This window comes from Pantoea sp. Nvir (assembly GCF_009829915.1).
Taxonomy (GTDB): domain Bacteria; phylum Pseudomonadota; class Gammaproteobacteria; order Enterobacterales; family Enterobacteriaceae; genus Pantoea.
The window spans coordinates 48,455-73,975 of record NZ_SZZW01000006.1 but is presented as its reverse complement, the minus strand read 5'-3'; the positions used below and the strand labels follow the sequence as shown (position 1 = coordinate 73,975).

The 25,521-nt window shown below is 40.6% G+C and carries 24 protein-coding genes and 1 pseudogene; 15 read left to right on the top strand and 10 right to left on the bottom strand.

Annotation, left to right across the window (positions count from 1 at the left end):
• Positions 1-19: 19 nt before the first annotated feature.
• Positions 20-661 (top strand): orotate phosphoribosyltransferase, encoded by a 642-nt coding sequence (gene pyrE, locus FD729_RS04640; protein ID WP_159932113.1) that lies wholly within the window; start codon positions 20-22, stop codon positions 659-661.
• Positions 662-1,012: 351 nt separating this feature from the next.
• Here pyrE and dut read toward each other — a convergent pair whose 3' ends face one another.
• Together dut and coaBC are read right to left on the bottom strand one after the other, a co-directional pair.
• Entirely contained in the window at positions 1,013-1,471 is a 459-nt protein-coding gene (gene dut / locus FD729_RS04635) for a dUTP diphosphatase (RefSeq protein WP_159932112.1), read from the bottom strand.
• Positions 1,440-2,666, bottom strand: coding sequence for a bifunctional phosphopantothenoylcysteine decarboxylase/phosphopantothenate--cysteine ligase CoaBC (gene coaBC / locus FD729_RS04630; RefSeq protein WP_159932111.1), 1,227 nt, complete (start codon positions 2,664-2,666; stop codon positions 1,440-1,442). Before coaBC ends, dut begins: the two co-directional genes overlap by 32 nt.
• Before the next feature lie 605 nt (positions 2,667-3,271).
• On the opposite strand from coaBC, the gene rpmB reads away from it, so the two are divergent.
• The 3 genes from rpmB (at position 3,272) to mutM (ending at position 4,567) form a co-directional block, all read left to right on the top strand.
• Complete coding sequence (gene rpmB, locus FD729_RS04625; RefSeq protein ID WP_159932110.1) at positions 3,272-3,508, top strand: 50S ribosomal protein L28; 237 nt, start codon at positions 3,272-3,274, stop codon at positions 3,506-3,508.
• Between the two features lie 12 nt (positions 3,509-3,520).
• Complete coding sequence (gene rpmG / locus FD729_RS04620; protein WP_159932109.1) at positions 3,521-3,688, top strand: 50S ribosomal protein L33; 168 nt, start codon at positions 3,521-3,523, stop codon at positions 3,686-3,688.
• Positions 3,689-3,757: 69 nt separating this feature from the next.
• Positions 3,758-4,567: a bifunctional DNA-formamidopyrimidine glycosylase/DNA-(apurinic or apyrimidinic site) lyase gene (mutM, locus tag FD729_RS04615; RefSeq protein ID WP_159932108.1), complete on the top strand. Its 810-nt coding sequence runs from the start codon at positions 3,758-3,760 to the stop codon at positions 4,565-4,567.
• Here the strand turns inward: mutM and coaD are convergent.
• The 6 genes and pseudogenes from coaD to FD729_RS04585 all read right to left on the bottom strand — a co-directional run bounded on the left by coaD (position 4,564) and on the right by FD729_RS04585 (position 10,771).
• On the bottom strand, positions 4,564-5,049 hold the full coding sequence (gene coaD / locus FD729_RS04610; RefSeq protein WP_159932107.1) for a pantetheine-phosphate adenylyltransferase: 486 nt from the start codon (positions 5,047-5,049) through the stop codon (positions 4,564-4,566). The two genes, mutM and coaD, sit on opposite strands and share 4 nt — an antisense overlap.
• Complete coding sequence (locus FD729_RS04605) at positions 5,046-5,825, bottom strand: glycosyltransferase family 2 protein (protein ID WP_159932106.1); 780 nt, start codon at positions 5,823-5,825, stop codon at positions 5,046-5,048. Before FD729_RS04605 ends, coaD begins: the two co-directional genes overlap by 4 nt.
• Entirely contained in the window at positions 5,825-7,099 is a 1,275-nt protein-coding gene (waaA, locus tag FD729_RS04600; RefSeq protein ID WP_159932105.1) for a lipid IV(A) 3-deoxy-D-manno-octulosonic acid transferase, read from the bottom strand. The genes FD729_RS04605 and waaA overlap by 1 nt, the downstream gene beginning before the upstream one ends.
• Positions 7,100-7,169: 70 nt before the next feature.
• Positions 7,170-8,303 carry a glycosyltransferase family 4 protein gene (locus FD729_RS04595; RefSeq protein WP_159932104.1) on the bottom strand — a complete coding sequence of 378 codons (1,134 nt, stop codon included), beginning with the start codon at positions 8,301-8,303 and terminating at the stop codon, positions 7,170-7,172.
• Positions 8,296-9,375 (bottom strand): putative lipopolysaccharide heptosyltransferase III, encoded by a 1,080-nt coding sequence (rfaQ, locus tag FD729_RS04590; RefSeq protein ID WP_159932103.1) that lies wholly within the window; start codon positions 9,373-9,375, stop codon positions 8,296-8,298. Before rfaQ ends, FD729_RS04595 begins: the two co-directional genes overlap by 8 nt.
• A 430-nt stretch (positions 9,376-9,805) precedes the next feature.
• Positions 9,806-10,771: pseudogene (locus FD729_RS04585) on the bottom strand (deacetylase).
• A 166-nt stretch (positions 10,772-10,937) separates the two neighbouring features.
• Here FD729_RS04585 and FD729_RS04580 point away from each other — a divergent pair.
• The gene (locus FD729_RS04580) at positions 10,938-12,107 is read left to right on the top strand and encodes a glycosyltransferase (protein WP_159932130.1); all 1,170 of its coding nucleotides are present in this window, start codon (positions 10,938-10,940) and stop codon (positions 12,105-12,107) included.
• Between the two features lie 278 nt (positions 12,108-12,385).
• Here the strand turns inward: FD729_RS04580 and FD729_RS05355 are convergent, their stop codons facing one another.
• Positions 12,386-12,520 (bottom strand): hypothetical protein, encoded by a 135-nt coding sequence (locus FD729_RS05355; protein WP_255456225.1) that lies wholly within the window; start codon positions 12,518-12,520, stop codon positions 12,386-12,388.
• Positions 12,521-12,997: 477 nt separating this feature from the next.
• Between FD729_RS05355 and rfaD the strand changes: the two genes are divergently transcribed.
• Genes rfaD through FD729_RS04560 form a run of 4 tightly spaced genes read left to right on the top strand, consistent with a single transcriptional unit; the run spans position 12,998 to position 16,843 of the window.
• Entirely contained in the window at positions 12,998-13,930 is a 933-nt protein-coding gene (rfaD, locus tag FD729_RS04575) for an ADP-glyceromanno-heptose 6-epimerase (RefSeq protein WP_159932102.1), read from the top strand.
• Between the two features lie 22 nt (positions 13,931-13,952).
• Positions 13,953-14,984 carry an ADP-heptose--LPS heptosyltransferase RfaF gene (rfaF, locus tag FD729_RS04570; RefSeq protein WP_159932101.1) on the top strand — a complete coding sequence of 344 codons (1,032 nt, stop codon included), beginning with the start codon at positions 13,953-13,955 and terminating at the stop codon, positions 14,982-14,984.
• The gene (rfaC, locus tag FD729_RS04565) at positions 14,984-15,946 is read left to right on the top strand and encodes a lipopolysaccharide heptosyltransferase RfaC (RefSeq protein ID WP_159932100.1); all 963 of its coding nucleotides are present in this window, start codon (positions 14,984-14,986) and stop codon (positions 15,944-15,946) included. Before rfaF ends, rfaC begins: the two co-directional genes overlap by 1 nt.
• Positions 15,947-16,843, top strand: coding sequence for a sugar glycosyltransferase (locus FD729_RS04560; RefSeq protein ID WP_159932099.1), 897 nt, complete (start codon positions 15,947-15,949; stop codon positions 16,841-16,843).
• A gap of 841 nt (positions 16,844-17,684) precedes the next feature.
• On the opposite strand, the gene FD729_RS04555 is transcribed toward FD729_RS04560, so the two are convergent.
• Positions 17,685-18,677 carry a glycosyltransferase family 9 protein gene (locus FD729_RS04555; RefSeq protein WP_159932098.1) on the bottom strand — a complete coding sequence of 331 codons (993 nt, stop codon included), beginning with the start codon at positions 18,675-18,677 and terminating at the stop codon, positions 17,685-17,687.
• A 312-nt stretch (positions 18,678-18,989) separates the two neighbouring features.
• Here FD729_RS04555 and FD729_RS04550 point away from each other — a divergent pair, with 312 nt between their 5' ends.
• The 6 genes from FD729_RS04550 (at position 18,990) to pfkA (ending at position 25,320) form a co-directional block, all read left to right on the top strand.
• On the top strand, positions 18,990-19,421 hold the full coding sequence (locus FD729_RS04550; protein WP_159932097.1) for a rhodanese-like domain-containing protein: 432 nt from the start codon (positions 18,990-18,992) through the stop codon (positions 19,419-19,421).
• Between the two features lie 21 nt (positions 19,422-19,442).
• Positions 19,443-19,697: a glutaredoxin 3 gene (grxC, locus tag FD729_RS04545; RefSeq protein ID WP_159932096.1), complete on the top strand. Its 255-nt coding sequence runs from the start codon at positions 19,443-19,445 to the stop codon at positions 19,695-19,697.
• 36 nt (positions 19,698-19,733) lie between these two features.
• A complete protein-coding gene (gene secB / locus FD729_RS04540) occupies positions 19,734-20,198 on the top strand; it encodes a protein-export chaperone SecB (protein ID WP_159932095.1) in 465 nt (154 codons plus the stop codon).
• Positions 20,198-21,214 carry an NAD(P)H-dependent glycerol-3-phosphate dehydrogenase gene (gene gpsA, locus FD729_RS04535; protein WP_204162614.1) on the top strand — a complete coding sequence of 339 codons (1,017 nt, stop codon included), beginning with the start codon at positions 20,198-20,200 and terminating at the stop codon, positions 21,212-21,214. The genes secB and gpsA overlap by 1 nt, the downstream gene beginning before the upstream one ends.
• Positions 21,215-21,283: 69 nt before the next feature.
• Positions 21,284-22,105: a serine O-acetyltransferase gene (gene cysE, locus FD729_RS04530; RefSeq protein WP_159932094.1), complete on the top strand. Its 822-nt coding sequence runs from the start codon at positions 21,284-21,286 to the stop codon at positions 22,103-22,105.
• 2,252 nt (positions 22,106-24,357) lie between these two features.
• The gene (gene pfkA, locus FD729_RS04525; protein ID WP_159932093.1) at positions 24,358-25,320 is read left to right on the top strand and encodes a 6-phosphofructokinase; all 963 of its coding nucleotides are present in this window, start codon (positions 24,358-24,360) and stop codon (positions 25,318-25,320) included.
• Positions 25,321-25,521 lie beyond the last annotated feature (201 nt).

The window sequence follows — 25,521 nt, the reverse complement described above, 5'->3', positions numbered from 1 at the left end:
TAATAAAGGATTATAAAAGATGAAAATTTGGCAGCGTCAGTTTATTGAATTTGCCTTAAGTAAACATGTGTTGAATTTCGGTGAGTTTATACTTAAATCTGGGCGTAAAAGCCCTTATTTTTTCAATACTGGTATGTTCAACAGCGGCAGAGATCTGGCGCTATTAGGACGTTTTTATGCACAGGCTCTAGTGGATAGTGATATTAATTTTAATATTCTATTTGGCATGGCATATAAAGGCATTCCGATTGCTACTACAACTGCGATAGCCTTAGCCGATTATCATGACCGAAACGTGCATTACTGCTTCAACCGCAAAGAAGAGAAAAATTACGGCGATGGTGGCTTGCTGGTGGGAAGTGCGCTAACTGGTCGTGTAATGCTAGTGGATGACGTTATTACATCAGGAAAGGCGATCCGGGAATCTATGAAAATCATTAACTCCAATAATGTTACGTTAGTGGGAGTGTTGATTTCGCTTGACCGCCAGGAGCGCAGTAACGGCAATATCTCAGCAATTCAGGAAATCGAACGAGAATATAAATGTCAAGTAACCGCCCTTATCACTCTGAAGGATTTAATTAGTTATCTAGAAGAGAAGACAGAAATGGCTTACCTCTTGGACAAAGTGCGCGCCTATCAGAAAGAATTTGGTATTTAAATCCGGCTATTCCCCTGTTGTTTAGGTAGAGGGAAGTGACTGTTTGGTTTATAGAGGAAAGCTAATAATTGCCTCCCTTGTGACGTTTCGTGCATATCCAAACCTTTCATAACTTTCTGTATACTGCATCCTACTCATTCTTCTCCCCTCGCTAACGCGAATTATCCTGAAGGACTGTACTTCACAATGCGCTAAAATAGATTACTGTAATTCCTACTTAAACATGGGATAATCCTCCTTACATTTAAATACTCCAGATGAAGTAATTAGAATATCATCAGCCATGAAAATTATAAGATATGAAGTTGTGGTTCTTTTCCTGTATTTTAAAAGATAATACTTAAAACGGAATTATTGACGTCCTGAATGACCGAAACCGCCTTCACCACGTGCACTGACATCAAAATCTTCCACCACATTAAATTGCGTTTGAACAATCAAAATGAAGATTAGCTGAGCCAGGCGATCACCTGGATGTAGCGTAAAACTCTGTTGACTACGGTTCCAGACCGATACTAGGAGCTGGCCTTGGTAGTCAGAATCAATTAAACCCACTAAATTCCCTAGTACGATACCATGTTTATGTCCTAGTCCAGAGCGCGGTAGGATAACTGCCGCAAGGTTGGGATCACCAATATGTATAGCGAGTCCGGTAGGTACCAAAGTGGTCATACCTGGTGTGATTTCCATTGCGTTGTCTAGGCAGGCTCGTAGATCGAGTCCGGCAGAACCGGAGGTCGCATAGCTGGGAAGGGGAAAAGCTGCGCCCACGCGTGCATCAAGAATTTTTACATCGATTTTTTTCATCATAAAGGCGGATAATCTCGTCCAATAAATGTTGGCTAAGGAGCGTCTTATCTCCAAGCGGTAAGTATTTTTCCCCTTCCTGCCAAAAAAGGTGAAGTGCATTGGTATTGCTGTTAAATCCCTGTCCAGCTTTTGCCACATTGTTAGCGCAGATCAAGTCCAGATTTTTGCGCACTAGTTTTTGTTGTGCGTATTCTTCCACATTCCGCGTTTCAGAGGCAAATCCAATCACATAAGGCCGGTTTTGCTTTAGCGACGCAACGCCCTCTAGGATATCCGGATTTTTCACCAGTTGCAGCGTGATAACATCATCTTCGCTGGTCTTTTTTATTTTTTCTTTAGCAACAGTTGCTGCCCGGTAATCTGCCACAGCAGCACTGCCAATAAAAATCTGTTGTTTAGTGACTGCAGCCATTACGACAGCTTCCATCTCTATTGCAGAAGTGATGTCAATTCGTTTCACTCCGTGCGGTGTAGGTAGGTTCACCGGACCAGTTACCAGCGTTACTTTAGCACCACGTTTTGCTGCTGCAGTGGCAATAGCAAAACCCATCTTACCAGAGCTGTGGTTGCTAATATAACGCACTGGGTCAAGAGCCTCATGTGTCGGACCAGCAGTAACCATAATCTTAATATTTTGTAGGTCGTTTACAAGAGACGCCCACTGTAGCGTATAATCAACAATCGTCAGTGGATCGAGCATTCGACCTGGGCCTACGTCTCCGCACACTTGGCTACCACTACCGGGTCCCCAAATAAGCATGCCGCGAGCCCTCAGCTGCTGTAAATTATGTTGGGTTACGGATGCTCTATACATCTGCTGGTTCATTGCTAGCACCACAGCAATGGGAGCAGTGGTAGAAAGACAAGATGTTGTCACTAGATCATTAGCTATACCAGCGTTAAGACGTGCGATCAGGTCCGCTGAAGCAGGTGCCAATATCACTAAATCCGCCCATTTTCCTAGTTCAATATGACTCATTGCTTGTTCAGAGGCAGGATCCAGTAAGTCTTCAAATACTGGATAACCGGAAACAGCCTGTAGAATTAGCGGCATGATAAAGGTTTTAGCGGCATGTGTCATCATCACACGGACTTCTGCGCCGTGTTCACGTAGGCGGCGTACAATCTCTGGTGTTTTATAAGCTGCGATGCTACCACTTATACCAAGCAGAATTTTTTTTCCGATTAATCCCATAACGCTGTTGGCCTCATTGTGATAGTGCCATTTCAAACGCGATAAACTGTATCATAAAAATAGTTTGATATCTCTTCACTACCTGCGTTTGTGCGTTATTGTGTGAGTCCATCAGAAAAAATTCTGATTAAATATATATTATTTAACTAAATATAATAAAAAACATCTTCAATGTATGACACTGAGGAGAAATTGCGGTTATTAGACATGACGGTGCCGCTCGAACGTTAAATTACTATCGATCTTTATGCACTATAATGGTTAGGCCACATATGATGAGGCCCGTATATCGGATCTGGTAGATAGATGTCCATTGTTTGATGCTTTGGATATTAGTTACAGTACAGTTGGTATATCTCTCTTTTGGAATGTAAAAGGTTTTAAAAGCTATCCATGTCAGGGGCATGGTAAGGGTTTTTTACGTTATTTTTGATATCTCTATATTGGGGCTTGAGCATTTGCACTCAGTAGTGTATACTACGCCTTTTCTGAGATTTTCAGACTTTAATAAGTTTAAATAGTATCTGTTTGGCTGGCAAGTAGATGATAATCCATCTAAGATTTATCTTTTAACGTCCGAGGGATTTAATTTTTAGGGAGTAGATATGTCACGAGTTTGCCAAGTAACGGGAAAACGTCCAGTAGCCGGTAACAATCGTTCACACGCAATGAATGCGACGAAACGCCGCTTCCTCCCAAATTTGCACTCACACCGTTTCTGGATTGAGAGCGAAAAACGCTTCATCACTCTACGTGTATCTGCTAAGGGTATGCGCGTTATCGATAAAAAGGGCATTGATATGGTGCTGACCGAAATCTTTGCTCGTGGTAAAAAGTACTAAGGAACTTAAATCATGGCTAAAGGTGCTCGTGATAAGATTAAGCTGGTTTCTTCTGCTGGTACAGGTCACTTTTATACTAGCACAAAGAATAAACGTACTAAACTTGAAAAGCTAGAACTAAAAAAATTCGATCCAGTTATACGTAAGCACGTGATCTACAAAGAAGTAAAAATGAAATAATGTTAACGGTTTGAGAGAAACCCGACTTTGGTCGGGTTTCTCTTTTTTACTGCTGTTTAAGGAGATAATATGCCAGAATTACCTGAGGTTGAAACTACTAGACGCGGAATTCAACCCCATCTAGTAGGGGAAACCATACTTTATGCTATAGTGCGTAACTCATGTTTACGCTGGTCTGTCTCACAGGAGATCTACAAGATTAGTAATCAGCCAGTGCTGAGTGTACAGCGCCGTGCCAAATATTTGTTGCTAGAGCTACTTTACGGCTGGATTATTATCCATCTTGGCATGTCAGGTAGTTTGCGCATCCTACCAAAAGAACAGCCTGCCGCGAAACATGATCACATTGATTTGGTTATTAGTAACGATAAGTTGCTACGCTATACCGATCCGCGCCGTTTTGGTGCTTGGCTATGGAGCACTAATCTTGCAAGTAGCAAAGTATTGGCACATCTGGGGCCTGAGCCTCTTAGCAATGATTTCAACTGGGACTATTTTTATGAAAAATCGCGTCATAAGCTCATCGTGGTTAAAAAGTTTCTGATGGACAACAAAGTGGTAGTTGGCATTGGTAATATCTACGCTAGTGAATCTCTATTTATTGCAGGGATCCTTCCCTATCGTCCGACGGGGAGTTTAAGTGAAGAGGAATCGCAATTATTGGTTGCTACCATTAAAGCTTTATTGATACGTTCAATAGAAAAAGGTGGCACAACTCTACGCGACTTTTTACAGAGTAATGGTAAACCTGGATTTTTTGCACAAGAGTTACAGGTTTACAGGCGGGCTGATGATCCTTGTTACTCCTGTGGTACGAAAATTATACACAGCAAACACGGTCAGCGTAGTACCTTCTGGTGCCCTAATTGTCAGCATTAATAAGACTCTAGCTTCTCCAATAAAGCTCGATGTACCGATTCTGAAAGAAATGCACTGACATCTCCGCCATGAGACGCTATCTCTTTCACTAGAGAAGAAGACACAAACGAAAGCTCTTCTGCTGGTATCATAAACACGATCTCCAACGTCGGTAAAAGATGGCGGTTAATGTGCGCCAGTTGCATTTCATATTCGAAATCGGAGTACGTACGAACGCCACGTACTAAAATGTTGGCTTGATGTGAGCAAGCGAAATTCGCTATTAAATCGCTAAATCCTATCACATCAACGTTCGGTAGATACTTCACCGCCTGATTAGCCAATTTAACACGTTCTTCTAAAGAAAACATTGTTTTTTTGCTCGGATTGGCGGCGATAGCTAAAACTATTTTCTCAAATATCTGAGCGGCACGAGTCACGATATTGAGGTGTCCAAGCGTAATAGGATCGAAAGTTCCCGGATAAATCGCTTTAGTGCTCATAAAGCATCTCTGTCCACTACATGATTTAGCGCCCACAGAGCAGAATATTTGTTAAAAGTATATTGTGCATTAACCATAGCTAAAATCCAACCTCGTTTACCGTCGAGAAAACCTGCACGTAACAGAAAAGTTTTTATAAATGCACCCATCATATGGGAAAACACAGAGAATAGGCTACAGTGCTTACCACGTTGATAGCGCTCCCTCGCCCAGGCAGCTGCATAAGATAACTGCTTTTGTTGAAAAAGCATCAGATCGTTACATGGTAAATGTTGCAGATCGCCTTTTAGCCTCACTATAGACACACCTTGAGTCTCCAATGATTCATGTACTAAGTTATCGTTATAGCCTAGTACCCTAGGATAGAGACGTATCACGCGATCCGGATACCAGCCGCTATGACGCATTAAATAGCCAAGAAAAAAATTTCTACGGTTCATACTATAGGCGATGGTCTCAGAAGGTGGCTGTCTTAAGATTGCCTCAATGCTAGCTCGTAGCTGCGGTGTAACACGTTCGTCTGAATCAATCATCAAAATCATATCGCCGCTGGAGTAGCGTTGTGCCTGCTGGCGTTGTTTACCGAAGCCTTCCCATACATCAGTATGAAATACCTGTGCTCCAGCCTGTAGAGCTATATCGACGGTATTATCGCTACTAACTGTATTTAGCATGATGATTTCATCTGCCCAACTAACCGAGTCGAGACAAGCTGGTAGTAATGTCTCTTCATTTTTAGCAATCATTACCACAGAAAGACGCTGGCGATTTGTCATTAATGGGCCCGTAGTGGTAAATGAGGTTCGAGTAACTGTAAAAGACTCTGTAGCGCTCCCTGATTTTGATAAAGTACTTCAACCGCATGACGGCCATAGTAAAGGCGGTAATCAGCATCTTGTAGAAGATTGGCAACTTCTTTTTCCAATGAAACGACATCGGTAACAGTAATCAATGCTTGAGCCTCCTGCAACTTTCCGCAAATATCTTTAAAATTTGATGTGTACGGACCCATTAGCACTGGAATAGCGTGTGCAGCAGGTTCTAAGGGATTGTGTCCCCCACGCTTAACTAGACTACCGCCAACAAAAGCGAGATCGGCAATACCATAAAGCAGCATCAGCTCCCCCATGGTGTCGCCGATGATGACTTGCGTTGAATGAGAGGGAATTTCACCGCTGCTACGCAGGATAAAACTGAAGTTATGTTGCTGAGTCAGGTCTCGTGCAGCTCTGAATCTTTCTGGATGGCGGGGTACTAGAATGAGGAGCAGATTTGGAAAGCTTTTTAGAAGACGGTGATGCACATCTAGAACTATTGCCTCTTCGCCTTCATGGGTACTTGTAGCAATCCATACCAAACGGCGTGGTGCCCACTGACGGCGTAGAGTTACTGCTCTAGAGGCCAGTTCAGGTGTCACGGAGATATCGAACTTCAAACTGCCGGTCACGGCTAGCTGTGACCGTTTCAGTCCTAAAGATAGGAAGCGGTCCCCATCTTCTGCATTCTGCGCGGCTATTAGGGTAATTCGTTGTAATAGATCGCTTATAAATTTGCCTAGCTTGCGATAGCCTTTAACAGAGTGTTCTGATAGACGTGCATTAGCGATTACTAGAGGAATTTGGCGTTGGTGAAGGATGCGAATAATATTGGGCCATAGCTCGGTTTCTATAATGATTACTAGGCGCGGATTTACGGTGTCAAGGAAACGATTGATGGCGCCAGGCAGATCATAAGGCAGATAAACATGGTGTACATCTTTGCCAAATGCTGATTGAGCACGCTCCGATCCAGTTGGAGTCATGGTGGTCACGGTAATTGGTAGAGTTGGATAACGGTAGCGTAGCGCTCGGACTAGCGGGATTGCTGCTAGTGTTTCGCCAACAGATACTGAATGCAGCACTATACGGTCCGGTTCTACTTTTCCAATACAGTAGCCATAGCGTTCTGCCCAACGCTTACGGTAAGCTGGAGCCTTACGGCCGCGTAACCAGAGACGTATCCAGATGAGTGGTTGAATAAGATAGAGCAAAACGGTATAGAGGGTTGTCATAGTTTATCTTTTCGACAAAAGAACTGATAATAAGCCGGTCTATGCCATCAGAAGTGCTCTCATCGCTTTGTCAGCGATGTAGTATGATCTCCTGATAAAGTGAGGTGAGCGATTGGGCCAGACGTTGAGGCACGTAGGGCTCGATTTTGCATCTTGCTGCTTTCCCTAAACTCGAATTGGCAGAAAGTGCAGGTATCGCCATGATAGCATGATTTAGTGTATTAATATCTAAAGCATCGCAGATAAATCCTTCCTGACCATCTGTAATAAATTCAGCACCACCGCAGCCGGTGCTTGTAATAACTGGTAAGCCGCAGGCCATTGCTTCTAGAACTGTATTGGGAAAGGGGTCATAAAGCGTTGGCAGTAATAGCGCATCTGCGGCGTGGTAGAATGGTTGTACATCTTGATGAACGCCAACAAAGCGTAGGCGATTTAGACAGTTCAGCTGATTTGCTAATTGCTGATAATACGCTACCTTTTTATCTTGACCAACGATAATTAAATAACGGTTGCTAGGTGCTAGAGCTTGGATTGCTGCTTGTAATCCTTTTCTCTTAAAGCCTGAACCGACATAAATTAGCACAGTGGCACTGTCTGGTAATTGTAGCCGCTGGCGCATCGCATAACGGTTTGCGTCGCTTGCAGGTCGGAAAAGTTGGGTATCAATCGTGTTATAAATGACGTGAATTTTACCTGCACTTAGTGAAAAACAGCGTAAGATATCACGTTTGACCATCTCTGAATTGCAGATTACCGCTCGCAGAGACGAATCATTGAACATTTCTTTTTCTGCTTGCAGTATATAGTGATGATAGGGGCTGAGCGTATCTCTCAGACGCTGCCACGGCGAAGCGATTCTCGCACGTTGTTCTAGCCAAACGTAATGTACGCCATCACCTGCACGAAAAATATCACATCCCATAATGCGTTCATGGCTTTGAACGATATCAAATCTCTCTTTTTTCCAGTAGTCACGTGCAGCACGAGCAAAGCCACGTTCACGCGAAAGGCGGCCTAGATTAGGTGGATTACAGATATGCACATGCCAATTATAATCGGCGGTACTCTGCCAACTGCGCGTAATGATGTTGAGATCTAATTGTGCGGTGCTGAGCGCTTTCAGCATATGCTCGATAAAGCGCTCAGCACCACCGTCAGATCGGTATTTTTGTCGGATAATTGCCACCCTTAATTTAGTCATTTAAGACTTTCTTTGCAATCTCTACTACATCTTTAACAGGAATAGCACTGAGATAACGCTGGCGAGTGTTGGTGTCAATACTATCAGGATCGGGCAAAGGACCATAATCGCCAGCCCAAATAACACGATTGTCCTCTCCTCCCCAGGGGCGCCAAAATTGGAGTTTAGTTGGACCAAGCAGCGCGATGCAGGGTATACCAAGTGCGGCACTCATATGCATCGGCGCAGAATCAACACCGATAAAGAGCCGTGCACGAATTATTAATGCTGCCAACTGTGGCAGCGAAAGCTGGCCTGCTAGTGATATCAGGTTTGGTGTGGTGCATAGCGATTGAATACGGGCAATCATTTCCAGCTCGTATCTTTCAGGCGCAGAAGTCAAGATTACCTTGCGTCCCGTGTGTGCCAGCTGATCGATAGTAGTAGCAACTTTCTCATCTTCCCAGCATTTAAACTCCCAACGCGCTGTGGGATGAAATATGATAAAATTTGACGTAACGCGCTGTTTCAATAGCAGTATATCGACCTTTTGTGCATCGGTTTCGCTGAAATGCATTGAGGGACGCGCGACGTTAGGCGAGATACCAAACGGTGCCAAAGCTGTCATGTTCTGCTCAACTGTGTGTAGATGTCGATGATTGTCAGTTGGCACTAAATAGTTATGGCAGAGTCGCCAGAAGATGCTTTTACGTTTATCAAAAGCAAATCCAATACGCAGTGACGCGCCACTAAATAGGGTGATCAGCGCGCTGCGCCACTGATCAGCAAGATTAACCACCACATCATAACAGCTAGCACGAACAGAGGCAAGTAGGGCATATTCGTAGCGTAGTTTGCGCCAGTGCCCTTCTTGTTTCCATGTACGATCGATTACGTGAAGACAGCGAATTGCTGGATGTGCTTCTAGAATTGGCCTTGTCTCTTTATAGAGTAGTACATCAATACTGGCATTGGGATAACGTTCGTGTAGCGAGTTGATTACCGGCGTAGTGAGTATCATATCACCGTGATGTCGTAGCTTAATTACAAAAATATTGTGTGGGGTAATATTTACCTGAGTCGATTTTACCATACACAATGACTTGTCATTTCTAATAATGAAAATTATAGGTTAAACTCCTCGTAGATTAAATCTGTCCTAACGTTTATTTCTCACGATAGTGCTTGTCCGCCTAAAACTACAGAGCATTGATATAATGATCTCTTTGGTGCCAAGCTCGACACAACACTATCTTTCCTTATCCATATTAGAGGCGTTATCAACAATCACTATTTCCAACTAAGTTACGATATCTTACCAGCAGTAATTGAATGAAGACTTAGAATATCTCACCTTGTATTTTACACAAGTACATTTTATCCTGAAAAATTTTTTAATGACTTTCCCCTTTTAACGTCAATTACACTAAAAGATGTTTATTTGATAAATTATTATATTTCAATAATATACATACATTTTGTGTAGTTATCAGGGGATATCTCTTGTTTTTTAGCCGGAAAGCTCAGAGAGAATTTTGAGTAAATTTAGTGTAATACTCCGTTAACGTGTGTCCCTGGAAACGCATGCTTACCCATTTGAATAGCACTTCAAGGTCATCATATAGGTGTTCAATATCTCGCTCATTTTTAAATGTTGGACTACCGTTAGGCATAAATTCTGATGAATGTAACATGAACTCAACATAATCATGGCCTTCCAGCAATGATTGTTCAATTACATGTTTCATGCTCTCCAAGTTACCACCGGAAGGACGCAGCCAGTAGACCGCTGGGCTGCGTTGCTTACCTTGCACCTTATAGATAACTTGCTTAAACTTATTCACTAAAGATGAATATTTATACTGGATGGTCATCGGTACTTCCAGTAGAGGAGAATCTCCCGGACAAGCTATATTGTTGGGATCTATAAAATAGGCGTGACGTGGGAAATGAGTATAGTCAGTGCCACTTCCTCCTTGCGGTGTACCTCGATCAAAACGCCAGTTGACGCGCGGTGTAACAGAGCAGTCAACTAGATAACCAAGTTTAATTAGCGCCTTAGCGTAGCGTTCATCAAAAGCCCAGCGACCTGAACGATGGCTACGCATTTTGATACAAAAGATTTCTTCCAGAAGGTTAGTCATAAAGGCGACTTTGGCGTATAGCACATCGTCAGGGTATTCAATTAAGTAAGGCTGCCAACGCCAGTCGTCGTCTGTTAATGGCGTCTGCGGTGGACTGTTCCAGGCATGTAAATGCATGCCTACTTCACCTTGATTACGGACGACAACGTCACTTGCAAATTCGACGTACGCTGGATCCATTGCCATTTCATAGTTAGTCAGTCAAGTTGGCTTCAGGCTAAAACGTTCACAAAGAGACTGAAACCGCGGGATAAACGCGGTGTTGCAAGTGGTAATGGTGCGATAACTATGCCAGAGGTTATCACCCTCAGTATCAATAGTGATAAGGAATGATGGTTTTGTCATAATGTCCTACCAAATATTTTAAAAAGGAGAACTATAGTTATGGTCTAATTTATAGACTGGTAACATTTCAATGTGATAATAGAACACCTAGTATAGGTTATATAGGAGTTCATGATTGTCCATTATTCTGAGTAAATAAGAAAATACTTTGTCAAAACGTATCTTAATGGTAATAGATGGGCTTCCAGGTGGAGGTGCCGAGAAAGTTGTAATAACCCTGGTGGCGGGTTTTCTTGCTGCCAAGCAGCGCGTTTCCCTTTTTTCACTGCAAAATATTTGTGAATATACGTTGCCTGAAGGAGTAGATTACCATGTAATTAAAGATTGTTGTCATAAACCCTGGCGCAAGCTAACGGAACTACGACGACGGGCAAGTCTTTTAAATAAGGTGATACAGGAAGCAGAGCGCCAGGGAGGTGAGTTTGATCTTATTGTTTCGCATTTGCATAAAACAGACCGTATTGTCAGACGAAGCACCGCGTTAAAAGCGAGCAAAACTTGGTTCTGCTTACACGGTGTTTTATCTGATTCTTATTTGGGGCATGGTAGCGTCCTGTTACGCTGGCTGAAGAAGAGAAAAATTCAGCGAATTTACCAGCAGCGTAATGTTATTGGTGTCTCTGCTTATGTATTGGAAGATTTACAGTCAGTATTTAACGTCATTCTACGCGGTAAAGCGGTGATCTCTAATCCATTTGATATTGCTGCCATCAAGAAGCAGGCGCAGGAGTCTATTACTATTCCTGCCAAAAAGTTTATTTTGCATGTTGGTCGTTTTCACGAAATAAAACGTCATGACCGTCTGCTTCAAGCATATGCACTTACAAATCTTACCATACCGTTGGTATTGTTGGGCAAAGGAAGCAAAGAAAAGACGGAGGCGTTGCGCGCTCAAGCTAGAGAGTTGGGTATTGAACAACGTGTTATCTTTCAGGGGTTCTCCGATAACCCCTATGCTTGGATGGCGTGTGCTAGCTTACTGGTGTTAAGTTCGGATAGTGAGGGCTTTGGTAATGTGCTGATTGAATCAATGCTGTGTGGCACACCGGTAGTTAGCACGAGATGTCCCGGAGGTCCGGTTACCTTATTACAGGGAGAACTGGCACGAGGCCTAGCAGATCTTAATGTTGCTTCCTTATCAAGGACTATACTAGAAATTTACCAACATCCACCTGATTTAACGCAAATTGATTTCTCAAATTTCGATACATCGGTAGCCTGTAAGTGCTATCTATCTCTAATATCAGAAAGTTATGAAGGCCATAGTAAAAAAGAAAAAAAGATCCCAAATTTGCTTGATACTTTTTTATCTTGTTGCTTTCGCAAACTACGGTGACGCTGCAGCGCGCTTTACTTTCTATTTTTGAATTGAGATGTAATGCAGATCCTGGTTTACTCATTCCTACCTTCTTCTTACCTAAATAACTAGATTGCTTTTTATCAAAAGTTATTTAAAAGTCATAGGCAGAAAAGCTGCTATTTTTAACAGATTTTAAGCATCTTACGATCCTGCATGGTGATACTACATAGTTACTTAAAAATCAACCTGATTCTAATAAAATTCTCATTGAAGTTTGTAGAGTATCCAATAATCAAATATATCCGCGTGCTCTGTTACTCTTCCAGTAACGAACTATGCGCACTATGCCAGACATCGCTCTCAGCCGACCTTGCGTTGCCCATACCGAGCTGTTCCATTACAGAACAGAGATTCTTCTCGTGCGTTACTATACTCAAGGGGCGCGTCATGCTAATTAGATACGTAGTGCAAAGCATAATTTATTATCATAGTGAATGCCCACATTAGCACTTCAACTTTATTAGCATGTGCTGATAAACATACGCTTAACCACATAATTAGAAGGAAAAATGTTTTACAGCGGACATATTGTCTTAGGTGAAATATACTTGCTTGTAATAGTATATGATAAAGTTCATCACATTTCTCATGTTCGTGTGTACTGCGCCAAAATAGCCCTCCGTTACCAGCGGATGAAATCATCCGCAAGCCAGTTTATTTTCTAATTCGTTGTTTATAATATGTGTTATATATTCTTGTTATTTTATCATAATTCATTTAACAGCATAGTACGCATCAGTTAGTTATATAAGCACCTCGTGTTGCATTGATCCGCTGACCTTGTGCACAAGGTGTATGATAGTGTTATTATGAGAGTTATTAACGCGTGAAGACGCCCGTTTCACATCAAAGTCAAAACACAGCATATGATTATTGTAACCGGTGGCGCAGGAATGATTGGTAGTAATATCGTCAAAAAACTTAATGAGCGCAGTATGAGCGATATTTTGGTAGTTGACAACTTAAAAAATGGTACTAAGTGCATCAATCTGGCTGATCTGAGTATCAGTGATTACATGGATAAAGAGTTTTTCTTCACCTATATAGCCGCAGGTAAAAATTTTAATTCGATTGAGGCAGTATTCCACGAAGGGGCCTGCACTGTTACTACCGAGTGGGATGGAAAGTACATGATGGATAACAACTATCATTACTCTAAGAACCTGATGCACTATTGTTTAGATCGCGAAATTCCTTTTCTATATGCTTCTTCGGCTGCCATCTATGGAGGAAACAGTGGCCATTTTATTGAAAAACGCAAATATGAACAACCTTTGAACATATATGGTTACTCCAAAATGCTATTTGATCACTACGTACGTCAGCTCCTGCCATTAGCGAAATCGCCGGTATGTGGTTTTCGCTACTTCAATGTTTACGGCCCACGTGAAGGACACAAAGGCAGCATGGCAAGCGTAGCGTTTCATCTTAACACACAAATTAACAATGGTGAGTATCCAGAACTGTTTGAAGGGAGCGATAGTTTCAAACGCGACTTTGTTCATGTTGACGACGTTGTAGCGGTGAATATGTGGTGTTGGGAAAATAATATTTTCGGTATCTATAATTGTGGCACTGGTCATGCTGAATCATTTCAAGAGGTCGCAGATACAGTACTGAAGTTTCACCAGAAAGGACAGATTAAATATATACCTTTACCTTTTAAACTAAAAGGCCGCTATCAGACTTATACCCAGGCCAACCTAACGCGCCTACGTGCGACTGGTTATGATAAACCCTTCAAAAAAGTGGCTCAGGGAGTAACTGAATATATGTCTTGGCTGAACTGCAATACATAAGGGAAGGAAGCGCTTACCGAAGATGAAAATTCTAGTTATTGGCCCATCATGGATTGGTGATATGGTAATGTCGCATAGTCTCTACCGCACCCTTAAATCTCAATATCCGGATGCTATCATTGACGTAATAGCTCCCGCGTGGTGCTGTTCGTTGCTTTCTCGCATGCAAGAAATCAACCAAGCGATAACGATGCATATAGGTCATGGTGCGCTCGCGATCGGCGAAAGATACCGACTTGGGAAAGCATTGCGAGTTAGCGGTTATGACCGCGCCTATGTGCTACCAAACTCCTTTAAGTCCGCGTTGGTACCTTTGTTTGCAGGGATTAAACGCCGTATTGGATGGTGCGGCGAGATGCGTTATGGCCTGCTTAATGACATACGTATGCTAGATAAAACCGCCTTTCCCTTGATGGTGGAGCGCTATGTCGCACTAGGTTACGATATTCCAGTAGCCTCAGCAAGACAATTACCTCAGCCACTGCTCTGGCCACAAATTCAAGTAGAAGAGCATGAGAAAATAAAAATTGCCTTCCAGTTTCATCTTTCAGTAAAGCGGCAGCTTATTGGTTTTTGTCCCGGCGCAGAGTTTGGAACTGCAAAGCAGTGGCCATACTATCATTATGCAATGTTGGCACACTACCTGATAGCTGAGGGCAAGCAAGTAGTGTTATTGGGTTCAACGAAAGATTGGCATTTAGGCAATGATATTATTGCAGCGCTGCCGAAAGAGGATTGCTCATATTGTCGTAACTTAGCTGGTGCGACACAGCTTGAACAGGTAGTTATCCTAATCGCACACTGTTACGGTATAGTTAGCAATGATTCCGGTCTCATGCATATTGCTGCTGCGCTTAATCGTCCTCTGGTAGCTCTATACGGGCCGAGTAGTCCCGAGTTTACGCCTCCGCTTTCCAGGCAAGTACGAATAATTCGCCTGATTTCCGGTTACCAAAAAATGCGTACAGGTGCTGTTGAAGGGGGATATCATCAGAGTCTAATCGATATCCAGCCCCAGCGCGTTTATCAAGAACTGAGCGAGTTACTATCCTAATGCATGTTTTGATTATTAAAATGTCGTCGATGGGCGATATTATTAATACTTTACCAGCCTTAACCGACGCCATGCAGGCAATCCCAGGTATTCGTTTTGACTGGGTAGTGGAGGAAAATTTTGTCCAAATTCCTTCCTGGCATCCAGGGGTAGATAAGGTGTTGCCTGTAGCAATTCGCCGCTGGCGTAAGCACTGGTTTGGCAGTAAGCAGCATGAAGAACGCGTACGTTTTAAATGTAATTTACAGTCACGTCAATATGATGCGGTAATTGATACTCAAGGATTAGTTAAAAGCGCTGCGCTAGTTACGCGTCTAGCTAGAGGAGTTAAGCACGGTCAGGACAGCAGCAGCGCGTGCGAGCCTTTCGCTAGCTGGTGGTATGATAAATGTCATGAAATTAACAAACAGCAACATGCCGTAGAACGCCAACGAGAGCTATGTGCTAAGAGTCTCGGTTATGAAAAGTCACCGATGAAAGGCAATTATGCTATCGCTGCGCATTTTCTACAAAACATCCCGCATGACTCTGCCCCTTATTTAGTATTTCTCCACGCTACGACGCGAGATAATAAACACTGGCCGGCTAGTTACTGGCGAGAACTTATTAGTCTATTGCAGCCCACTAAAGTCTGCATTAAATTACTTTGGAGTTCTGAGCATGAGTATCAGCGCGTACATTGGATAGCAGAAGGTTTTGATTATGTGGAAATACTCCCGCAATTGACGTTGAAAGAAGTTGCATACGTTCTGGGAGGCGCAAAAGCAGTAGTGTCAGTAGATACTGGGTTAAGCCATCTAGCAGCGGCACTAGATCGCCCAAATATCACGCTTTATGGGCCAACAGATCCAAAATTAATTGGTAGTTACGGGCAAAATCAACACATCATAAAAGCTAACAAAGGGAATATGGCTGCAATAGGCGCCAACGAGGTTTTAGCGAAACTCAAAGAGCTACTTTAAATGCGATCAATCTGGAAACAAATTTATCGTTACACGCATCCACGCTCTTATCGGCACAATGAAAACTTATGGCCGCACGTCAGAATAGGACGCGCACCGGAAGGACACATCAATTCATTAGACTGGAAAGGGCGAAAGATCGTTTTAGAAGATCTTTCGGCATTACACGCTAGCCATCAAGATTCCCTCGTAATTATTGCGACTGGGCCGTCGGTGAAGATTCTTGATCTTAAGAAGCTAGCGCATTTTAAAGCGCTGGGCGTCAATGGTGCTTATTATTTATGCGATAGTATTAAGTTTTATTATTACGTTATTATTGATCGAGATTTTGTAAAATATAGGCATGAAGTTGTTCACCGAATCATTCAAGATCAAAATTTGATACTCTTTATTACTATTCATTGTCTTAATGATATTTTCATTACAATGGGATGCGACACTATAAAATGTCGTATTACCATTGTAGAAGATATCAGATATAAGGTATTTCAAGCTCACGTTACACTTGCCAATTATGCTAAAAAAAGTCACTTGCTTTCTGGCATGAGTCTTGCTCCAGGAAATAATAATATCGGTTTTTGCCAAGATATTCGGCAAGGAGTAATTGATGCGGCTACAGTTTCTTACTGGGCTTTACAAATCGCCTATTATCTAGGCGCAAGAACTATCTTCATTGCTGGAGTTGATATGACTAATTTTTCTGCACCGCGTTTTTATGAAAATGAAACAGATATTATGCAAAATTCGCTAGAGTCGAGTTTTCAATCTCTGATTAAGCCCTCTTTTTTACATTCTAGTAGGATAATGCAGAAGGAAAATGTTGTGGTTTATAACTTGTCTCCGAATAGTGCTCTGGGGAGTGAAATTTTTAAAAAAATATTATTAAATGATACTTAATGTATATTACAAATAAAAAGTAAAAAGTGCTTTTCTTTCAAGAATTAAATTACTATTTTAAGATCGATGTTTATTTCTCATGGCAAAGATGATAATTTTTTATTTGTTGGTGTGTGTTTCTGGAGGAACAGCAAGTTCTTAAGGTGTTTATGAAATACCTTAAATTTATAGTTGACATTCATCAACTTTTTTAGTGTTGTATTCTAATGTGTTTTAGAACAATACAAAAAATATATTATATTTTATTTACAGTACAAATTCTGTATCGCTATTTTGTTCTAATAGCGACTGATCTTATAGAAAATAAGATTTGGTTGATACTGTTTTTATTGCTAATTTTTCATACGAACTTCACCTTATCCATTTGAAGTATTTTGCTTATCAAGGAGAATTCAGTGGAAAGGACGAAATAAAAACTATTTGCATATGATTGAGTTAAGTAATTTCGCACAATTAGAATTGTGATTTTATGTAAAAAAATACACATTCAATTTATCTACGAATGCTATATGTGTAGTGATTATCCGCTTTTTATTGCATCCTGATTACGACAGAAAATTTTCTTAAGGTCTGATAAATGCTTATTTAAGGAAATATATTATACAAGCTTCAATATTGAATGCTTCAATATTGAATGAAAGAGAAACTGTCAATTGAGATACGTATACCAGAGTGTTGATGAGATGTATATATCTTGTTTTTCTTTTATTTTTTACAGGGGATTTTAATGTTAGTTCGTCCAGAGATTTTAAGGTGTTATTAAAATTATTTAGGACATCCTTTTTCACACGTACAGCTTGTATTACATCTATGATGTAGAGTATCACAAGTATTGATTGATTTAGCGCTGCAGTAGCAGCTGCATCTGTGCGAACACTGATTCAGCACTTATCTTCCACAGTGGAAGGGATTTATCGTCATCTTCCTGTGTTTCAATACAGATGGTCTTATGTAGATGTAGATCCTGGTAAGGACCAGTGTGACGCGGATTAGCTCCTATATATAAGCTGATTGTCGGAGTTTGCACTGTAATAGCAATTTGTAGAGGACCAGTGTCACCAGTAATTAGTAACGTAAATGTGCCAATCTGCTGTATCAATTGAACTAGGCTGGTTTTGCCAACAAGAGAAATAACTTTTTTTTTCAACTCTTCCGGCAGAACTTTAAGAAAATCTTGTTCTAACTTTATATCCTTTTGAGTACCGGTTAGTATTATATCGGTATTTTTATCCGCAGCTAAAATTAACGTAGCCAACTCTATAAAACATTGGACTGGCCAACAGCGCTCTGGCTTAGATGCACCCATTTGAAAACCAATAAGACATTTATTAGTGGGTTTCGGTGGTATAGCAATATTAATGGGAAATTCCATTCGGATATCAGTCGTGTCACATCCTAGATACTCTATCATCCTTAATTTACGATGAATAATATGTGTATTTTCAGATTTTGAATAATGATCTAACCAACGGTTAAGGCTTGTTGGAGAATTAGCAAAATTATCGCGTACGATATAGGTAGAGCCGGATATCTTTGCACATAGTACGTCATAATAAATATTTGCATGCAGAATAAAGGTTATTTCTGGTTTAAATACCCATAATTTTTTCAAAATTTTGTGTATATTTTTTATTTTATTGTCCCATACTTCTACTTGGTAGAACCAGGTACTTCCCTTAACCAGAGTAATATTTTTCTGACTGGTGACAAAAAACACTTTTCCTTGGGGAAACCGTTTTTTTATTGCCTTAATAGCAGGTGTGTTAAATAACAGATCACCTAATGCTGTTGTAGAGTAGATAGCAATTCGTTTGAATTCAATATTTTTGGTCAAAACCGACTTGTTTCTTTGCCTGTTAAACAGTGAGTAGAGAGAGATAATCACGTTAATAAAAAATATCTTTCTTTTGGGGTTCATAAGGATCAAAGAATTTTTTTAAGGAAAAGGAAAGCGAACACTAAAATCAAAATAATATATTGTGTCCATAATAGCATATAAATCTTTTAAGGAAAAGTTATTCTGTTGGGAAATAATGTTCAAATCATAACTATTGACAAAGTATTATATGTACATAAAAAAAAGAGCAAGTATACTCAAAAGTCTCGTTTTTAGCTTGATTAGTGCAATCTAGGGTCCTTATAATCCATGCAAGAAATTATGCAATTTGCAAGTAGACATGCCATTCTCAGTGGGGTATGGGTAGTTTTATTCATGTTAACGATTGTAATTTCGTTTAAGAGGATCTTTTCTAAAGTAGAAGTTATCAGCTGTTGCAAAACAATTCACCTTATAAATAAGGTGAAAGCGGTAGTAGTGGACGTGAGGTCTTCCGAAGATTACCAAAAAGGGCACATCTTCGGTGCGTTAAACGTGGTAGAGGATGAAATCAAAAAAGGTAGATTTGGACCATTAGATAAGCATAAATTTCAGCCCATAATCGTAGTATGCGCAACTGGACAGAATGCAAGAACACTGGCTGAAAAACTGAGCGCAGACGGATTTAGTCAGGTAAATATATTGAAAGACGGCATCAGAGGCTGGAGTGGAGAAAACCTTCCACTGGTGCGTAGTAAATAACCAAATACTGAGGAAATTAATATGGCTAATATCGAAATTTACACTAAAAAGTACTGTCCTTTTTGTGACCAGGCAAAGGAGCTTTTAAATAAAAAAAGTGTAGTATTTCAAGAGATTCCTATTGATATAGACATGGAAAAAAGAGAAGAAATGATCCAACGTAGTGGGAGAACTACTGTGCCTCAAATTTTTATTAATGCTCAACATATCGGTGGCTGCGATGACCTTTATGACTTGGATGGTCGTGAAGGATTAGATCCGTTACTGGAGAAATGAGCAGGAGCAAAATTTCTATTCAAAGGACTCAGTCTGATGTTAGAATACGACACTAGCAAAATGCATTTTCAGATTCAACGCATTTATACCAAAGATGTTTCTTTTGAAGTTCCAAACGTGCCACAGATTTTTCAGCAAGAGTGGGAGCCAGAGGTAAAGTTGGATCTAGAGACCACATCATCACAACTTAATGACGAAGTTTTTGAAGTGGTATTGCGTGTTACTGTAATCGCTAGCGTTGGCGAAAAGATCGCTTTCTTATGTGAAGTTCAGCAAGCAGGTATCTTTACCATCAGCGGAATTGAAGTAACGCAGCGAGCACACTGCCTTGGCGCCTACTGCCCGAATATTTTGTTTCCGTATGTACGTGAATGCATCAATAATTTAGTATCTCGCGGGACTTTCCCTCAACTTAACTTGGCGCCAGTAAACTTTGATGCTCTGTTTTTGAATTGTCTGCATAAGCAAGACGAAAAGGCTAAAATACATCAGGAAGTCTGATGAGCACACATTTTTCAATTAGCGTCATCGGTGCTGGTTCGTATGGTACAGCTCTGGCTATTACATTAGCACGTAGTGGTAATCCCGTATTGTTATGGGGTCATAATCCCGAGCATATTGCTCAACTACAAGTAGAAAGATGTAATAGCGCTTTTCTCCCTGATGTGCCATTTCCAGATAATCTTGAGCTTGAGCCTAATTTAGGAAAAGTTGTTACTATCAGCCGCGATCTGTTGGTAGTAGTACCTAGCTATGTATTTGGAGAGGTGCTGGCGCAGATTAAGCCACATTTGCATTTGGCATCTCGCATCGTTTGGGCAACAAAAGGGCTGGAAAGAGAGACTGGACGGCTATTGCAAGATGTGGCGCGTGATATCTTAGGCGATAATATTCCACTTGCGGTAATTTCTGGTCCTACTTTTGCTAAAGAGCTGGCGGCGAGCCTTCCGACTGCAATTGCGCTAGCTTCGACTGATACAATTTTTGCTAAAGATTTACAGCAAACGCTGTACTGTGGCGAAAGTTTTCGCATTTATAATAACCCTGATTTTATTGGCGTACAGCTCGGCGGTGCAGTGAAGAACGTCATCGCTATAGGCGCTGGTATTTCCGATGGTATCGGTTTTGGCGCGAATGCTTGCACTGCGCTGATTACACGCGGTTTGGCAGAAATAAGCCGTCTTGGCACGGCGATGGGTGCTAATCCCACTACTTTTATGGGTATGGCTGGGTTAGGAGATCTTGTGCTGACTTGTACCGATAACCAGTCGCGCAATCGTCGTTTTGGTCTGATGTTAGGACAAGGCGAAGAGGTTATTAATGCGCAACGCATTATCGGTCAAGTTGTAGAAGGATATACAAACACTAAAGAAGTCAAGGTGCTATCTGATCGTATTGGTGTTGAAATGCCAATTACCGAGCAAATCTATCAGGTACTCTATTGTGCAAAACCGGCAAGAGAGGCAGCATGGAGCCTATTAGGACGTGCGAGAAAAGATGAAAACATCATAATCTAATTAAGAGATAGATAGAATCATTACTTGTAACGTTATTAAAGTCCTTTTTATTTTCAGGAGAAAATAAAAATGTTGTCTGATGAGTTAGAACTGGTCTGGAACAATATTACAGCGGAAGCACGCACCTTGGCCGATTGCGAACCGATGCTGGCCAGCTTTTATCATGCCACATTGTTGAAACACGAAAATCTCGGTAGCGCCCTGAGCTATATGCTGGCAAACAAGCTATCTAATTCGATCATGCCAGCTATTGCCATTCGTGAAATTGTTGAGGAAGCTTATCGTCAGGATCCCTCAATGATCCTTTCAGCTGCTCACGATATTCAGGCGGTGCGGCAGCGTGATCCAGCGGTAGATCAATATTCCACACCAATGCTTTACCTAAAAGGATTTCACGCTCTTCAGGCATATCGTATTGGCCATTGGTTGTGGAACGAGGGACGCCGTGCGTTAGCAATTTATTTACAAAACGAAATTTCTGTCTCGTTGGGCGTTGATATTCATCCTGCAGCGCGTATTGGCTATGGTATTCTTCTTGACCATGCAACTGGTATTGTTATCGGTGAAACCGCGGTAGTAGAAAACGATGTTTCTATCCTGCAATCAGTTACACTTGGTGGTACCGGTAAAACAAGTGGAGATCGCCATCCAAAAATTCGAGAAGGTGTTATGATAGGCGCCGGTGCTAAAATTCTCGGCAATATCAAAGTAGGGCGTGGCGCAAAAATTGGCGCTGGCTCTGTAGTATTAAAGCCCGTGCCGCCGCATACTACTGCAGCGGGAGTGCCAGCTCGTATTGTTGGAAAACCGGTAAGCGATAAACCCTCAATGGATATGGATCAGCACTTTAACGGAACTATACCGGGATTTGAATTTGGCGACGGGATCTAACCGCGAGCTCGCGAGCTTGCTTAATTGAGCTAGTGCTAATCTTTACATTACACTATCAAACTTATTTGTTGGATAAACTTTTATCATTAGTAGGATACATGAATTAGAAATAGACAGCAGAATTATTCTTGAAAATTTTGTGGCAAAAATTTCTTTTTTAGTAAATGTAACTAATTGGTTTAGCTGTTAGTTATGTGGAAATACTAAATGAGAGGTACATTTGTGTTGACCGAGCTTAGCGAGATACAAGTTCTTTTGAACTCCTTAACTAAGCTAGAGTGATATCAATTAAATATTTAATACAAAATAGTAGGTAAATATTAGCGTTAGGGTTTCTTATCTAAAATAAAGGGGTGTTTAAGTTTATCTATTTTAGAGAACGAGTGATAAAGAAATATCAAATTAATTATTAGTTGCTAGAAGAGTAAAGCATCAGCTAGTAAAGAATAGATTGCCAAAGAAATCTGTGGCTACTTGCCTTCGTACAACCGCGAGGCTGATGGATCACGATTTCGACAATGTCCCAATTAAGACTGGTACTGTAGATTGGCGGTCGTGTGCTTTATTGTTATGATAGAATCAGAATAATATTTGCTCGCAATGTTCAGAGATAACCTCTAGGCCATTTTCATTTACGCGTACTGCTAGTACCATAGCTATTTACTACAAAGCTAGTTCTGTAATACTGGTGATCAACACTCTTCTTCCAAAAGCTTGGACAGAGACAAAGGAGGTCTGTTTTTTTGTATTGTTGCTGCTGTTCTCTCCAGTGAAAGAGGCGTAAAACTATACGTGTATGAGTTATTATACTTGTGAACGTTAAACGAGTTAGATAAATAATCATAGGCACTTAGTTTAATGAACAAATACTCTATCGACCGCGCTGCCGGGTACATTTAACATAATGATTGGTATTTGATATTGATGGCGAAGCTCTTTTAGAGTATCAACACCGTTTGTTTTTTACATTATCACATCAAGTGACGGAAGATTGATGTGATTGATCGAATCATATAAAGTCTTTTAACTTATTTCTATTCAATAAATCTTTAAGAAGCAAAGTAAGTTCGCAGTTATCATCAACTAATTAAATTAAATTTAATTAGTTGAAAAAAATATTCACAGATGATACCAGAGTCCTGATGTGCACATATTTTATTCTTTAAATCATTACAGCAAATGCTTTTATTAATTCATTTAGTATTTGTATCCATCTTGGAAAAATTTTTCTGTAGCCGAATGCTAAACAATATATTAGTATTGCAAATCTCTTAGTGAAAGATGTAATATCTCGAACTTATAATCATATTTTTATGTAATTAATGAAAAGTAAAATAAGTATTGGTACGGGTGTGAACATAGAATCCTTTTTTAGTTTGCTAAAATAGCTATAAATATCATTCTTTCCAGATTCCGATTTGCCTACTTTTAGCATTGTTCACCTGTTTATCTATTCTAAATTAAATTTAAAGGAATAGAATTTTTAATTATTAGTTAATTTATTTAAAGTTATATATTATAATATATAATTTATTATTATCCTCCTAAGAGGAATTTATATCTAGGATATATTAAATATTTAATAAATAAAATAAATGAATTTAATTAACATTAACGGAATTAGTGAATATAAGACATCGTAGCGGTTCAGGAAAATTCGCGTAAAGGATCTGACAATAAGCAACAATGAGGTCAGAACAGCTACTACGGTGAACACAGTTTTTCCTGATCTTAAGAAACTATTGCTGTAATCATTATTATCGTACGTTTTTCAGCAGCGTTTATGCCTTTACTCACTGCATTTTATGATTAAGCTCAGTTTGTCGCAGCGGTAATAAATTTTGCTAACCTATGCTAAGGCAGACCAAAATCTAGACAGATACCTCTTCACTAGGTAATTCTTTAACATCTGTGAAAGTGCATAATCTATGCATCTCTCAAATTAAAAAATTATCACACCAGTCTTTTTATAAATTGGTACTAATTATTCATTAGATTTCTCTGTTCGATAATGCTAAGCGAACAGAGAAATTCACTTGATTTTTAGTTTTATCAAATCACCCTAACTATATTTAAAATAGTACGCTAACATTTTTGCAAAAAATTAGTGAAAACTTGCCTTACTTGAATCAATTCAGCAGTAGGCTTTTGTTATACTGCCTGCTAACGAGTTGCGCATAACGATATTCCGCTTAGTAGCAGCGCAATACAAGTAAGATTAATTTTTAGTTTTAATAAGCCCAGAGGTTGTCATGATCAAAAGAATTGGTGTATTAACTAGCGGAGGGGATGCCCCAGGCATGAACGCAGCCATCCGGGGTGTTGTGCGTTCAGCACTAAGCGAAGGACTAGAAGTGTGTGGTATCTATGACGGTTATCTAGGCTTATACGAAGACTGCATGAATAATCTCGACCGCTATAGCGTGTCAGACATGATTAACCGTGGTGGTACTTTCCTTGGTTCGGCACGTTTTCCTGAATTTTGCAATAATAATATTCGGCAAGTCGCGATTAAAAACATGAAAAAACGAAGTATTGATGCTTTGGTGGTAATTGGAGGTGACGGTTCCTATATGGGTGCAAAACGTCTGACAGAAATGGGATTCCCCTGTATTGGCTTGCCCGGCACTATTGACAACGATGTGGCAGGAACCGACTATACTATCGGTTACTTTACCGCGCTTGAAACTATAGTTGAGGCAATAGACAGGTTACGTGACACCTCCTCTTCACATCAGCGAATTTCTATTGTTGAGGTGATGGGCCGCTGTTGCGGCGATTTGACGCTGGCAGCTGCTATTGCAGGCGGTTGTGAATTTATAATGTTACCAGAAATTCCTTACACCCGAGAAGAATTAGTAGTGGAAATTAAAGCTGGTATTGCCAAGGGCAAAAAACATGCCATCGTAGCGATTACCGAGCATATCTGTGATATCTTCGCTTTGGCAAAATACATAGAATCAGAAACTAAACGCGAGACCCGTGCTACCGTACTTGGCCATATTCAGCGCGGGGGTGCTCCCTGTGCTTATGACCGTATTTTAGCATCACGTATGGGCGCCTACACTATCGAACTACTCCTGCAAGGTTATGGAGGTCGCTGCGTTGGCATCCAGAACGAGAAGATAGTACATCACGACATTATAGATGCCATCGAAAACATGAAGCGTCCATTGAAACGTGATTGGCTAGAAACTGCGAAAAAACTTTATTAATCCGATAAGATACCCACTCTTTGATTTCATCGGCGCTTCTTTGTTATAATTATTTCCGTTTTCAAATTATTTAGGTTACCGGCATGACAAAATTTTTACTGCTCTATAGATATGGATGGAGTTAGCTAAATTTGGAAGTAACATTGCCTCAATGACTTTCTTCACCATAATTGACGAATAAATAATATTCAAGATAAAATT